This window comes from Tolypothrix sp. PCC 7712, from assembly GCF_025860405.1.
In the GTDB taxonomy this organism is placed as follows: Bacteria; Cyanobacteriota; Cyanobacteriia; order Cyanobacteriales; family Nostocaceae; genus Aulosira; species Aulosira diplosiphon.
Window position 1 is genome coordinate 1,288,560 of record NZ_CP063785.1, and the last position, 14,156, is coordinate 1,302,715.

A 14,156-nucleotide genomic window follows, 5' to 3' on the forward strand; every position below is an offset into this window, starting at 1 on the left:
TGACTGCTACTTGTGAGATAATCTGTTCCGGTAACAGTCAATTTATCTTACACAATCGGTAATAAGCTGTCACACATTTAAGTTACATAATTAAATGCATTTTAGTTTAAATTATGGTTTTTCAATATACCGATGCACTCGTTACCATAGCAACAATTAATCTTGATAATTTAGTGAGTTTTTATACCAATCTTTTAGGACAAAAACCAACAGCATTACTCCCTAATATTTACGCAGAGTTTCAACTTTCAGGTTTGCGCTTAGGTATTTTTCAACCAAAAAACACACATCAGAACGAATTTGAAACTACAGCCAAAAGTAAGATAAGTTTGTGTTTAGAAGTAAGTAACTTAGAAATTGCGATCGCTCACCTTACCAATTTGGGCTATCCCCCACCCGGAGAGATTTCCGTCGCTTCCCACGGCAGAGAAATTTACGCCTACGATCCTGATGGTAATCGCTTGATATTACATGAGGGGATTGGGGATTAGGGACTGGGGACTGGGAGATGAGGGAGATGAGGGGGGTGAGGGAGATGAGGGAGATGAGGGAGATGAGGGAGATGAGGGAGATGAGGGAGGTGAGGGGGGTGAGGGAGATGAGGGAGATGAGGGAGATGAGGGAGATGAGGGAGATGAGGGGGGTGAGGGAGAGGAATTCCCATTACCCATTACCCATTACCCATTACCCATTACCCATTACCCATTACCCATTACCCATTACCCATTATCAATGCCCAATGCCCAATGCCCCATGCCCAAATAACAAATGACAAAGGACAAATAACCAATGGCTTTAACTCAAAACTATAAATTAAATGTGATCCAATGGTATCCAGGTCACATTGCTAAGGCAGAAAAGAATTTAAAAGAACAGCTAAAACGGGTAGATGTGGTGCTGGAGGTACGAGATGCACGTATTCCCTTGGCGACGCATCACCCGCAAATAGAAGAGTGGGTGGGAAGTAAAACGCGGCTATTAGTACTGAACCGCTTGGATATGATTTCTCCCCAAGTGCGATCGCTTTGGGCAGACTGGTTTAAACGCCAAGGTGAGGTAGCTTTTTTTACTAATGCTCAACAAGGTCAAGGTGTAACAGCCGTGTTAAAAGCGGCACAAGCTGCCGGGATAGAATTGAATAACAGAAGACGCGATCGCGGGATGTTACCTCGTCCTGTGCGGGCTGTAGTAATTGGATTTCCCAACGTTGGTAAATCAGCTTTAATTAATCGGCTTTTAGGAAAACGAGTAGTAGAAAGTGCAGCACGTCCGGGCGTAACTCGTCAACTGCGCTGGGTGCGGATTTCTGATCAATTAGAATTATTAGATGCTCCTGGTGTGATTCCTCTGAAATTAGAAGACCAAGAAGCCGCATTAAAATTAGCTATTTGTGATGATATTGGCGAAGCATCTTATGATAATCAATTAGTAGCAGCAGAATTAGTAAATGTACTTAATTATCTTCAAGATGTAGCTACTAATTTACTACCAGAAAAACCCTTACAAGCCCGCTATGAACTCGATTCTTCACCCCATACAGGCGAAGCTTATTTACACGCTTTAGGAGAACATCGCTATAAAGGTGATGTCGAAAGAGCCGCTAGGCATCTTTTAACAGATTATCGCAAAGGCTTCATGGGTGAAATTCCGTTGGAATTACCACCCAATTAGAGCAATTGTGGGTAATGGGTAATGGGTAATGGGTAATTGGTAATTGGTAATAATAATTTCCCCTTTTCCCCCTTCTCCTTTTCCCCTTCCCCTTTTGCCCTTAACCGACAAGTATTGGGATTCCTTTGACATACTCCCGGGCGTAGAAGCACGGGGCTTTAGACCCATTCTTTTGGTAAAAATACCAGTATCATGTAGCTTGTGTTCAGTGTAAGCCATAAAGCACAAACAGCTGTGCCACAGGTGCCGTACTCTCGCTGCTAAAGCACCCTTGAATTTTTCAAATCAAAAATATCAATAATATCAACATGGTAAAGGTAAAAGAGAAAAGGTTTTTAGCAAATTACCAATTACCAATTACCAATTACCAATTACCAATTCCTATTTCAAATATTTCTCCAACAACAATCCCAATTTTTCTTTTGTCGTTGTTGGTGCTTTATCTAAAGGAGTCAAAATTGCATATTTCAAAGCTGAATGTGCATCACTAATAGGTGGATTTTCGCTCAAACGGCGTACAGTTTCTTGAATTACTTTTTGAGCATTAACTGCATTGCGCTGTAAATTGCCTATTACCATTTCTACTGTGACGCTATCATGATCGGGATGCCAACAATCGTAATCTGTTACCAGTGCTAAAGTTGCATAAGCTATTTCTGCTTCCCGCGCTAATTTTGCTTCTGGTAAATTCGTCATACCAATTACTGTTGCACCCCAACTGCGGTAAAGATTGGATTCCGCTTTTGTAGAGAATGCTGGCCCTTCCATACAGACATAAGTGCCACCACGATGCAGAGTTACATCCGCTAAATTCAAAGATGCGATCGCATCTGCTAATACATTAGCTAAGTTATGACAAACCGGATCGCCAAAGGCAATATGTGCCACAATTCCTTCACCAAAAAATGTTGAAATCCGGTTCTTTGTTCTGTCAATAAATTGGTCGGGAATTACCATATCTAGTGGTTTGGCTTCTGCTTTTAATGAACCCACTGCACTAGCTGAAATTAAGTACTTTACACCTAATTTCTTCATAGCATAGATATTGGCACGAAATGGCAACTCTGATGGCAATAACGTATGATTGCGACCATGACGAGCCAAAAAAGCTACTTTAGTGCCATCTAATGTTCCCAAAATTAAAGCATCAGAAGGTGAGCCAAATGGTGTATCTACTTGCACTTCTTCTATATCTTTGAGTGCATCCATTTTGTAAAGACCACTGCCACCAATAATCCCAATCTGCGCTTCTGCCATGATAATTAACCTATCTTTTCCAAAGCTGCCAAGTTATTTTACCGAAAAGGTAACTCTCATAGCAGTTATACAATTTTGGATTTTAGATTTTGGATTTTGGATTTGGGATTTTGGATTGACTCGACGGTTGAATATGCTGGCGCTCTAGCATTAAGGAATAATTACTCAAAAATATAGTTAATTAAAAATTGGGAATTTTAACCAGGATTAAATCTAAAGTTAAAAAAATCATGTAAACTATGTAAATAAAGTTAACAAATATTTAAATAATACCAAAACCATGCTATTTGCAATTCTCTTTGACTTAGACGGTACTATTGTAAACACTGACCCTATACACTACATAGCTTGGCAACAAAAGCTGGCTGATCATGGCATAGAAATTGACGAGGCTTTTTACCAATCCAGAATTAGCGGACGACTCAACCCAGAAATTGTGAAAGACATTTTGCCACAATTATCAGACGCAGAAGGGCTAAAATTTGCTGATGAAAAAGAAGCACTTTTTCGGGAACTTGCACCTAATTTAAAGCCTCTAAATGGATTTGCTGAATTACTAGCATGGACAGATGCACATAAATTAAAGCGCGCTTTGGTAACAAATGCGCCTAGAGCAAATGCTGAATTTATGCTAGAAGTTTTAGGCATTAAAGAAGCTTTTGAAATTGTTGTTTTAGCAGAAGATTGCACAGCAGGTAAACCCGATCCTACACCTTACCAAGTTGCTCTGAGTCAATTGGGGATTAAGGCAGATCAAGCGATCGCACTAGAAGATTCACCCTCAGGAATTCGTTCTGCTGTCGCTGCTGGTATTCGCACCCTTGGTATTGCTTCTACCCACGACCCCAAAATCTTGCTAGAAGTTGGTGCTTTTATTGCAATACCAGATTTTACCAGCTTACAACTGTGGACATTGCTTAATTCCATGACCGAAGGAGATTTAAGCGAAATATCATCAAATTTTTAATCTCAAAAAACTGGGGAAGTGAAACAGTAATTTACTCTCCCTTCCCCCATTACCAATTACCCAATTCCTATTTTTTAATTTTGCGATCGCGAGATATCGACCTGGCTTTAACTATTAACCCCAACCCCATCAACGAAGCTAACAAAGTTGTAGGTTCTGGTACATCACTTGGATTCGGTGCGTCTGGTGTGGGTGCTTCTGATTGTGAAACTGCTATGTCTTGTAAAACGCTATTTCCACTCACAGTTGGTAGACTGATGTAACTAGAGCTAGTTGCTTTTCCACCACCCATAATTTGTGGTAATCCTAGCCCTGCAATTACAGAACCTAATAAAATTTCTCCTGTACCGCCACCTCCTCCACCTTTGCCGTCAGGTATGATGGGCGGTATGATAGCTTTTTTATCGTCCTTCCTCACAGCCCATTCTTCTACTCCACCTTCCGCATTAGTGAATTGAGAGAATAGGTAAACATATTTCTGGGCTTCTTGTTCTTTAGCTTTTGATGAAAATAAACTGTCTTTTATATATACGAAATAATCATAGCTAGTATTGTCGGAGTTGATATCTTGAAGCAGCACCGAATTTTGTTCAATATCAAAAATTTTGGTGGCATTACCATCAAAAGTAGGATAATTAGCTAAATCAGGATTATTTCCTAGAAAAATTTCTAACTTTTCCAATACAATTTTTGATAAATCTTGACTGTTATTGGTAATAACTGGCTCGTTAATTCTTAAAATAAACTCACGATAATCTGTACCACCGATATTAACTATTGGTACATCGCTTAATTTTAATGAGTGAGAAACTTTCTCTGTATTCAGAGACTTACCTAAAAGTGCATCTGTGTTGTAACCTTGCTGGCTTGAACTACCCGCAGAAGGTTCAATCCGCAAAAATATATCGACTTCGTCTTTATCTGTCACAGTGTCATTGCTAATCTTCTGGACGCAAGCATCCTTACCTTTGATACAGGTGGAAGGACTGGGATTAATAGCGCTGATCTGTGTAGCAGAAGCTTCCTCAGCCACGATACTGATGAGGAAAAGCATCTCAAAGATTGCAATCAAGCCAAATCTTCTGAGAATTGTCCAAGCCTTAGGCAAAAATATTTTTTTTGTGTTGTGTAAAGATAAATGGTCGTTTAAATACGTAGACATAGCAATTCTGGCATTTTAAATTTAGGTATAATTTTTACTAAAGTTAAAGAGTTTATTCAGTAATAATGACCAAACTAATCCAAAGATTAGCAGTATTGAAAGCCAAAATTATTAATTTTATACAATCTTTATATTAATTACTGAGAATGAGAAAATTTATTAAAGTATAATTTCAGACTTTTGATAAGTACTTATAGCTAGAAGAATTGTGAAGAGAGCGATCGCTTCCCTACAGAAATTTTGCAACCCAGAGAATAGGCGGTTCTACAGCATCTTCAAACGTCGGAACCTCTGAGTTGGAGAGACGCGATTAATCGCGTCTGTACAAGAGTAAAAATCCCATTTAGGCTTTCATGCAACGCTTGTGCAATGTTTTCATGGGGACTGTTTCCCCTGCTTGCCAAAGCGAATGATTATTTTTTATTTAGAAGTCCCGAATCGTGCTGCTCATCCTACTGATATAGATGTTTAAGGCTTGTAAATTAACAATAGTAGTAGGAATTACATTTAGATTTATCATCAATAAACATCATCAAAAGGAAAATTAAATTAATGCACAGGCGGCTTATATCAATTTTTAGCCATCGTACTTTTATTGTCTTTATCAGTATGATGTTGTTGTCTGAATCTATAGGTATGACAGCAAGGGCAATAAATTTAGAAATAGCGCAAAAACCTACCACTAACAGCCAAAATCTTAGCCCTGCTCAACAAAGAGCCTACGCGCAAGCAAAGCAGCTATTACAAACAGCAAACCAACTGTTACAACAGGGAACTCCAGCCTCTCGTCAGCAGGCTCTAGCTAAATATTTAGAAGCACTAAAAATTTGGCGAGAAATTGGCGATAGCTCTCAGGAAGCTACTACACTTTTAAGCATTGGGACTCTTTATTATTTCCAAGGCGACAACTCCAAAGCTTTGGAATATTTCAACCAAGGTTTATCTATTAGACGGCAACTCAAAGACCGACTGGGGGAAGCTGTCATGCTTCAGTCCATTGCTGGCGCATATTACAACTTAGAAGAAAAGCTCAAAGCATTAGAATATTACAACCAAGCTTTATCTATATTTCAAGCTGAAAAACAATCCTATTTTGCAGCTGGTGTATTAATTGGGATTGGCAGAATTTATTTTACTTCTGGTGAAACCCAAAAGGCATTAGATTTTTACAATCAAGCTTTAAATTTGCAACGTGCTAGTCAGGATTTAGATGGACAAGTTAACACTTTGGAAACAATTGGTCGAGCTTATAGCCAATTAGGTGAACCACAAAAAGCTTTAACAGCTTTAAATCAAGCCTTAGAAATTCAGCGAACTAGAAAGAATATTGCCGGGCAAGTTGATACTCTCACGAACATAGCGACTCTCTACAGTTCACTGGGAGATAATCAAAGAGCCAGGGAAACGTTAAACCAAATACTAGAACTGCAAAAACAGTTATCACAACCAGACCCTAACAGGCAAGCAATCACTTATATGGGTATAGGTGTCACCTATGTGGTTGCTAACGATTATCAAAAGGCACTGGAATATTATAATCAAGCGCGATCGCTCTTTCAAAAGTCTGGTAGTGCCAGTGCTGAAGCCGAAGTTCTTATCCAAATCAGCTTTGTCTACGATGAATTAGGACAACAGCAAAAAGCCTTGAGTGCTTTGAACCAAGCGCTAACTCTCCAACGCGCCCAAAAAAATCGCTCTCGGGAAGCCTTTACCCTCGGCAATATCGGTGATATTTACGCATCCTTTGGCAATTATCAGCAAGCTTTAGACTTTTACAACCAAGCGCTAGCTCTCCAGCGTCAAAGCAAAGAATTTTCAGGAGAAGCAGCTACACTAACATCACTCGCCCAACTATATGAGTTCTTGGGAGATTATCAGTTAAGTGTTGATACATATAACCAAGCGCTAGATAAATTCCGTAAAATTGGCGATCGCTCTCAGGAAGCTAAAATCCTCGATCATATTGGTAATGTTTACCGCTCGGCATCAAAGCCAGAAAAAGCTTTAGATTATTACAATCAAGCTTTGCAGTTGTGGCGCAAACAGGGGGCGCTATTTCAAGAATTTGCGACGCTGACAGGTTTGATTCGAGCTTATGAGTCACTGAAAGATTACCCCAAAGCTCTAGATACTGCCAACCAAGCACTAACCTTGGCAAAAAAACAGCAAAGTACTTTCAGCGAAGCTTCTGCCCTTGGTTTATTGGGTAGGGTGTACTTAGCAGCAGGAGATTATCAAAAATCTCTAGATTTCTCCCAGCAAGCGAACTCTAAATTTCGGGCATTAGGTTTACTTAGCGGTGAAGCTAACACTCTCCGTAATCTTGGCAAAGTCTACAATGCCTTAAAGCAGTACCAGCAAGCAATAGAAAATTACAATCAAGAACTGACGCTATTGCGACAATTAGGTGATCGCACTGCTGAAGCTGAGACTTTATATAATATGGCCGTGAGTGAGCGCGATCGCAATAACCTAGAAGCTGCTCGCAACCAAATCGAATCAACCATTAAAATCGTCGAAGATATCCGCACCAGAGTTACCAGCCAAGACTTGCGGACTTCTTACTTTGCTTCAGTGCAGAAATATTACGAGTTTTACGTTGACTTGTTAATGCGATCGCACAAACAACAACCATCCAAAGGTGACGATGCCTTAGCCTTACAAGCCAGCGAACGCGCCCGCGCCCGGAGTCTTTTAGATTTACTAGCAGAAGCTAATGCAGATATTCGCGAAGGTATAGATCCTAAACTATTAGAAAGTGAACGGAGCTTACAAAAACAGCTTGATGCTCAAGAAAAACTCTCGCTGAAATTATCTAGTAGTGGCAACAAAACCGAAATCCAAAAGCTAGAACAGCAAACACAAGCACTGCTAGAACAGTATCGACAACTGCAAGCCAAAATTAGAGCCACTAGTCCCCGCTATGCGGCTTTAACGCAACCGCAAACACTCTCACTCAAACAGATTCAGCAACAAATATTAGATGACAACACCCTACTCTTAGAGTACGCTCTAGGCGAAGAACGTAGTTATCTTTGGGCTGTCAGCAAAAACAGCATTACTAGCTACGAACTACCCAAACGCGCCGAAATTGCCGCCGCAGTCCAAGAATTTCGCAAGGTTTTAATTTCACCAATTCAAAGGACTAGCCCAGCCGCAGCCGCTACTCCCTTAACACAAATGATACTCGCACCCGTCGCCCAGCAATTAGGACAGCGTCGCTTAGTTATAGTCGCTGATGGGGCTTTGCAATATATTCCGTTTGCAGCTCTGAATACACCTAGCGCCAAAACTAACAGTTATGAACCATTAGCAGTCAACCATGAAATAATTACTTTACCTTCAGCCTCAACGCTGGGTGTACTTAGACAAGAAACTACTGGACGAAAACCTGCCCCCAAAGCATTAGCTGTAATTGCTGACCCCATTTTCTCCCTCAATGATGAGCGGGTTAAGGTTAAACCTCCCACTCAAGCAAACAGCAATCAGAACCTAGACTTACAACAGCTATCCAGATCTGCTAGAGAAGCAAGTATTGCCTTTGATCGGTTACCTTTTACCCGTCAAGAAGCTGATACTATTCTCTCTTTAGTCCCTGCAAAAGAACGCAAGCAAGCCTATGACTTTGCCGCTAACCGTTCAGTAGCTACCAATGCTCAGTTGAGTCAATACCGAATCATACATTTTGCTACTCATGGCATCCTCAACAGCCAAAACCCAGAATTATCAGGAGTTGTACTGTCGTTATTTGATGAAACTGGCAAACCTCAAAACGGCTTTTTGCGCCTACATGATATTTTCAACCTGAAACTACCAGCAGAATTAGTAGTACTGAGTGCTTGTGAAACTGGTTTGGGTGAAGAAGTCAAGGGAGAAGGATTAATAGGCTTGACAAGAGGATTTATGTACGCAGGTAGTCCGAGAGTTTTGGTAAGTCTGTGGGGTGTAGACGATCGCGGAACTTCGGAATTAATGAAAAAGTTTTATAGCAAAATGTTGCAACAGGGCTTAAAACCTGCTGCGGCATTACGGGCGGCACAAGTAGAAATGTGGCGCAATCCCGACTACAGCGCACCTTATTTCTGGGCACCTTTCACTCTCCAAGGCGAGTGGCGCTAACCTAACATCATTGTTTTGGGACTATCTAGAAAATTGCAAGGGTTTCAAAACTGATACCAATTCAAATAATGTTTGCGACAGATAAATTCTTTGTAGGGGCACGGCACCTGTAAGATATTTGATATGCCAAAAGATTGTGGATGCCGTGCCCCTACACATCTGTCTTCTTTCAAAACGGTATAAGTTTGCAATCAATACTTGTCATTAACCCAATATTTGCTCTCATATCCGCAACAACTTTTCTCACAAAGGATTGCACTTTAGTTTCGTTGATCATGCTTCATCTTCTAAAATTTTCAATTGTTAAATTTGAGTTACTTTTGTTAACCGCTTGCTCAACGGTGAAACTAATTTCTTGACCATAGGAAACTTCAAGGGTGTGACCATCAGGATCTCGGAAAAAAGCCCAGTAACCAACGGGAAAGCCCCAATCATGGGGGCCATCGATTAACAAACCTTCTAAGCGCGCTTCATTGCAAAGACGATCTACTTCCTCACGAGTTTGACAAGCTACCCCGAGATGAGATGAAGGTGCAAGTGTACTTTTTAATTCAGCCACTTGAATTAAGACAATCACAAATGGTCGAGTTAAATCACTAATCCAAGCAACGTCTACGTGCTTCGTTTTATCAGTACGACGATGCACTACTTGCATTGCCGCATACTTGGCATAAAACGCTATGCTTTGATCGATGTTGCTTACCCCAAGAGCAATGTGAGTAAAACCTAGATCCGACATCAGCTTTCACCTTTTGAGAAATCAACAATATCTTTCACATTAAGATATTGCCGATAAGCAAAAGCTGCGGATAGCGTAGCATCGCGTAATTCTGCTACAGGTACATCTATTAAGTAAGTTGGCGAAATTAAAGATAACTGGCTGAGGCTGTCATTGGTCATTGGTCATTGGTCATTGGTCATTTTTATCGACTTACATACTTGACAACAATCATCTCACTTTTAACTCAAGACTAATCACCGCTTTACTGAGTCAAGTTGATAGCAAAGTGAAAAGCTCTAATTTCTAAACGCTGCTGGAAGTAAAAACGATGAGCGGCGAAACGCTGAACGCCAGAGTCGAGATGTAATTGTTCGCAAGCATGAGATTTAGCATAGTCTAAGAGCCAATTTAATAGATGACTACCATAGCCTTGAGAGCGATCGCCTTCTTGAGTAACTAAATCATCAACATAGAGAAACTTACCCCAAGATAAGCTTTCAGATATTCTAAATCCTGCTACTGCTCTGACTGTCCCTTCATCTTCCAGATAAGCAAGACGATAGCCTTGCTGTTGTTGTCTTCTAATGCGAGTTACAAAATCACTAGCGATGAGATGGGGACGAAGTGCTTGCATGATAGCAAAACAGCGCTCAATTTCTGCATCAGACTGGGCTAGGGCAATATCAATCATTTAAGCTGGGGGAAGTTCACAATTGTGAGTTTCTGACAATGTTAAAGGTAATTGTAATCCTGATGCGATCGCAATTTCTGGCGGTTCCTCAATAAATAATTCGTAATTCGTAATTCTTAATACGCTATGGGGACGTGCAAAGCGAAAGTCTGCTGAGAATTGCTATTTGTTATTAATCCTCATCCAGACTTTAATAACTCACTTTTAGAGACAATTTAGAAAGTAGGGTGTGTTACGGCTATGAAAGTATTTGGAACACAGAAACAATGAAATTTAGCCGTAACGCACCGCCGAGTGGATGGTGCGTTAGGCGCTAGGGTAGTTATTTCGTGACAAATCATCTTGGAAATCAGCGCCTAACACACCCTACAGTAAATAAATATTTTCTTAATCTCTACATAATTGCTAGTTAATGTTTCTGAACAATATCGAAAAAGCACTACTAAAGTTAGGGTTCTTTAGCTATTGCTAACTAAAGTTTCCGATCAATCTTGAAACTGCACCAGTAAAGATAAAGGTTTTAAGCTGCTAACTTAAGCTTCTTGTTAAGTTAAAGGCAAAGAGTTAAGCAAACATCAATGACTAATGATCAATACCAAAAAATACTCCTGAAGAGTAAATCTACAATTTAAATGCGTAACAGCTTAACATTAGATTCGGCGCGTTTACTTTTCGGGATTCTCAAAATGTCAAAACAGCTAGGTCAAAAAATAGCACCAGTACCCATGTCAGCAGATATTGGGGTAGTTGATTTAATTGATAATTACTTCACTGCTTACAACTCGGCGCGGTTGCGGGAAATTTGCCAATTGCTGAGTCGTGATGTGCTAACTGATGGTGTAACAGTAGGTGTGAGCCTTTCTGGTGCAATGACACCAGCCGGCTTCGGTGTTTCTGTTCTTGCACCTTTGATTCGTAACGGCTTTATTGACTGGATGATTAGTACTGGTGCAAATCTTTATCATGATATGCACTATGGCTTAGGTTTTGAACTCTTCGCTGGTAATCCATTTTTGGATGATGTGAAGCTACGCCAGGAAGGAACTATCCGCATTTATGACATTATTTTCGGTTACGATGTCCTATTGGAAACCGATGCGTTTATCCGCAAGATTCTGCAAGCTGAACCTTTCCAAAAGCGCATGGGAACTGCTGAGTTTCATCATTTACTAGGAAAGTATGTTTGGGAAATCGAAAAGCAACTGGGCGTAAAAAATTCCTGCTTGCTAGCTACAGCCTATGAGTATGGCGTACCCATTTATACTTCTTCCCCTGGCGATAGTTCAATTGGGATGAACGTTGCAGCTTTAGCTTTGGAAGGTTCGCAGTTAATATTAGATCCCTCAATTGATGTGAACGAAACAGCTGCGATCGCCTACAATGCACGTGAAGCTGAAGGTAAAAGTGCGGCAGTAATTATTGGTGGTGGTAGTCCTAAGAATTTCTTGCTACAAACCCAACCGCAACTGCACGAAGTACTAGGCTTAGAAGAACGGGGACATGATTACTTTGTGCAGTTTACTGATGCACGTCCTGATACAGGCGGTTTATCTGGGGCGACACCTTCGGAAGCTGTAAGTTGGGGTAAGATTGACCCGGAAGAGTTACCCAGCACCATTGTTTGTTACACCGACAGCACGATCGCTTTACCATTGGTAACAGCATATGTTCTTAAACAATGTCAGCCTCGCCCAGTGAAGCGGCTGTATGACAAGCGTGATGCTATTGTGGAAACACTGCGACAAGATTATCTTGCAGCTAAATCACAACCATCAGATCAAATCCCTGCGGCTGTTGCAAAAGATGCATCTCAGCAAGCAGCAACTTATCCTTGCGGCAGATTGATTCCTAATACTCCTTAGAACTAGTGGGATGCGTTAATAACGCATCCTACATTAACAATGTAAGCCGATACATTGGCATTAGCACCCGATACATTAACAATGTAAGCCGATGCATTGCCATTAGCACCCAATACATTAACGATGTAAGCCGATGCATTAGCATTGTCATGCCCTACATTAACAATGTAAACCGATACATTGGCATTGTCATACCCTACATTAACGATGTAAACCGATGTGATCGCACTTGCACTTTATACTCATAAATTACCAATTGTGATTGTTACAACAAAAACCCTGTTTTTGTCTCGCGCCATAAGGTAGATGAAACCGCAGTGCGATCGCAGGTAAAACATAAAGACTGTTACTAAAGTTATTTTTACGAATTAATCAATGTAAAAATGACAAACCCCAATTACCAATGCCCAATGCCCCATGCCCCATACCTAATAACAAATAGGAGATATTATGAAAACAAGAAAACTTGGTCAACAAGGATTGGAAGTTTCCCAACTGGGATTAGGTTGTATGGGAATGTCGGAGTTTTATAGTGGACGAGATGAGCAAGAAGCGATCGCTACTATTCACCGCGCTTTAGAATTGGGTCTGAATTTCTTAGATACTGCAGATATGTATGGCCCGTTTACTAATGAAAAGTTAGTAGGCAGAGCGATTAAAGACCGTCGAGACAGTGTAATCTTAGCAACTAAGTTTGGTAACGTTCGCACGGAAGATGGTGGCTGGAAGGGTGTCTGTGGTACACCAGAATACGTGCATGAAGCTTGTAACGCTTCGCTGCAACGCTTGGGAGTTGATGTCATCGACCTTTATTATCAACATCGGGTAGATCCCAATGTTCCCATTGAAGATACTGTAGGCGCGATGGCGGAGTTAGTACAGCAAGGTAAAGTCCGCTATTTAGGGCTTTCGGAAGCTGCGCCTAGCACAATTCGCCGGGCAAATGCAGTGCATCCAATTAGCGCCTTGCAAACAGAATATTCTCTGTGGAGTCGCGATCCCGAAGATGAAATTTTACCCACAGTGCGGGAATTAGGAATCGGTTTTGTTCCCTACAGTCCATTAGGGCGTGGTTTTTTATCAGGTGCGATCGCAAGTCCAGATGATCTCGCTGCTGATGATTACCGCCGCAATTCTCCCCGCTTCCAAGGTGAGAATTTCCACAAAAACCTAGAATTAGTAGAGAAAGTTAAAACAATTGCCAATACTAAAGGCGTAACTCCTAGCCAGCTGGCTTTAGCTTGGCTATTAGCACAAGGAGAAGATATCGTTCCCATTCCTGGCACAAAACGCCGTACTTATCTAGAAGAAAATATTGCTGCTACCGAAATTAACTTAACTTCCGAAGATTTAAGCCAAATCGAAGCCGTTGCGCCCAAAGGAACAGCCGCAGGCGATCGCTATTCTGACATGAGTACAGTTAACCGCTAAGGGACTTCCAAATAAAAAAATATCCCATTATTTTTTGTGGGGTGGACATCTTGTCCGCCCAGTTTATGTGGCAGGCAAGATGCCCGCCCCACAAGATGGAATAATTTATTTCTTGGAAATCCCTAATAGCAATTGCCTACACTCGTATATGTAATGGGAAAAAGGGGAAAGGTGAAAGGGGAAGGGGAAAATACAAAACCTTTTCCCCTTAGCCTTTTCCCAAATTCTGCAAGAAGTCTATGTAATGGGAAAAAGGTGAAAGGTGAAAGGGGAAG

The 14,156-nt window shown here is 40.9% G+C and carries 12 protein-coding genes; 7 read left to right on the plus strand and 5 right to left on the minus strand.

Annotation, left to right across the window (positions count from 1 at the left end; all coding sequences use genetic code 11):
• The first annotated feature begins 113 nt into the window (after positions 1–113).
• Genes HGR01_RS05090 through ylqF form a run of 3 tightly spaced genes read left to right on the plus strand, consistent with a single transcriptional unit; the run spans position 114 to position 1,671 of the window.
• The gene (locus HGR01_RS05090) at positions 114–491 is read left to right on the plus strand and encodes a VOC family protein (protein ID WP_045872504.1); all 378 of its coding nucleotides are present in this window, start codon (positions 114–116) and stop codon (positions 489–491) included.
• Complete coding sequence (locus HGR01_RS05095) at positions 481–765, plus strand: hypothetical protein (protein WP_155539472.1); 285 nt, start codon at positions 481–483, stop codon at positions 763–765. Before HGR01_RS05090 ends, HGR01_RS05095 begins: the two co-directional genes overlap by 11 nt.
• 24 nt (positions 766–789) lie before the next feature.
• Positions 790–1,671: a ribosome biogenesis GTPase YlqF gene (ylqF, locus tag HGR01_RS05100; RefSeq protein WP_045872503.1), complete on the plus strand. Its 882-nt coding sequence runs from the start codon at positions 790–792 to the stop codon at positions 1,669–1,671.
• 381 nt (positions 1,672–2,052) lie between these two features.
• On the opposite strand, the gene HGR01_RS05105 is transcribed toward ylqF, so the two are convergent.
• Complete coding sequence (locus tag HGR01_RS05105) at positions 2,053–2,928, minus strand: S-methyl-5'-thioadenosine phosphorylase (protein WP_045872501.1); 876 nt, start codon at positions 2,926–2,928, stop codon at positions 2,053–2,055.
• 280 nt (positions 2,929–3,208) lie between these two features.
• Between HGR01_RS05105 and HGR01_RS05110 the strand changes: the two genes are divergently transcribed.
• Positions 3,209–3,895 carry an HAD family hydrolase gene (locus HGR01_RS05110; RefSeq protein ID WP_045872500.1) on the plus strand — a complete coding sequence of 229 codons (687 nt, stop codon included), beginning with the start codon at positions 3,209–3,211 and terminating at the stop codon, positions 3,893–3,895.
• 67 nt (positions 3,896–3,962) lie between these two features.
• Here HGR01_RS05110 and HGR01_RS05115 read toward each other — a convergent pair whose 3' ends face one another.
• Positions 3,963–5,057, minus strand: coding sequence for a hypothetical protein (locus tag HGR01_RS05115; protein WP_155539470.1), 1,095 nt, complete (start codon positions 5,055–5,057; stop codon positions 3,963–3,965).
• 552 nt (positions 5,058–5,609) lie between these two features.
• Here HGR01_RS05115 and HGR01_RS05120 point away from each other — a divergent pair.
• Entirely contained in the window at positions 5,610–9,176 is a 3,567-nt protein-coding gene (locus HGR01_RS05120; RefSeq protein WP_045872498.1) for a CHAT domain-containing tetratricopeptide repeat protein, read from the plus strand.
• A 280-nt stretch (positions 9,177–9,456) separates the two neighbouring features.
• Here the strand turns inward: HGR01_RS05120 and HGR01_RS05125 are convergent, their stop codons facing one another.
• The 3 genes from HGR01_RS05125 to HGR01_RS05135 all read right to left on the minus strand — a co-directional run bounded on the left by HGR01_RS05125 (position 9,457) and on the right by HGR01_RS05135 (position 10,588).
• A complete protein-coding gene (locus HGR01_RS05125; protein WP_045872497.1) occupies positions 9,457–9,915 on the minus strand; it encodes a VOC family protein in 459 nt (152 codons plus the stop codon).
• Positions 9,915–10,076, minus strand: coding sequence for a hypothetical protein (locus tag HGR01_RS05130; protein WP_155539468.1), 162 nt, complete (start codon positions 10,074–10,076; stop codon positions 9,915–9,917). Before HGR01_RS05130 ends, HGR01_RS05125 begins: the two co-directional genes overlap by 1 nt.
• 83 nt (positions 10,077–10,159) lie before the next feature.
• Positions 10,160–10,588 carry a GNAT family N-acetyltransferase gene (locus tag HGR01_RS05135; protein WP_045872496.1) on the minus strand — a complete coding sequence of 143 codons (429 nt, stop codon included), beginning with the start codon at positions 10,586–10,588 and terminating at the stop codon, positions 10,160–10,162.
• A gap of 686 nt (positions 10,589–11,274) precedes the next feature.
• Between HGR01_RS05135 and HGR01_RS05140 the strand changes: the two genes are divergently transcribed.
• Together HGR01_RS05140 and HGR01_RS05145 are read left to right on the plus strand one after the other, a co-directional pair.
• Entirely contained in the window at positions 11,275–12,450 is a 1,176-nt protein-coding gene (locus HGR01_RS05140; protein WP_045872715.1) for a homospermidine biosynthesis protein, read from the plus strand.
• A 450-nt stretch (positions 12,451–12,900) separates the two neighbouring features.
• On the plus strand, positions 12,901–13,881 hold the full coding sequence (locus HGR01_RS05145; RefSeq protein ID WP_045872495.1) for an aldo/keto reductase: 981 nt from the start codon (positions 12,901–12,903) through the stop codon (positions 13,879–13,881).
• Positions 13,882–14,156 lie beyond the last annotated feature (275 nt).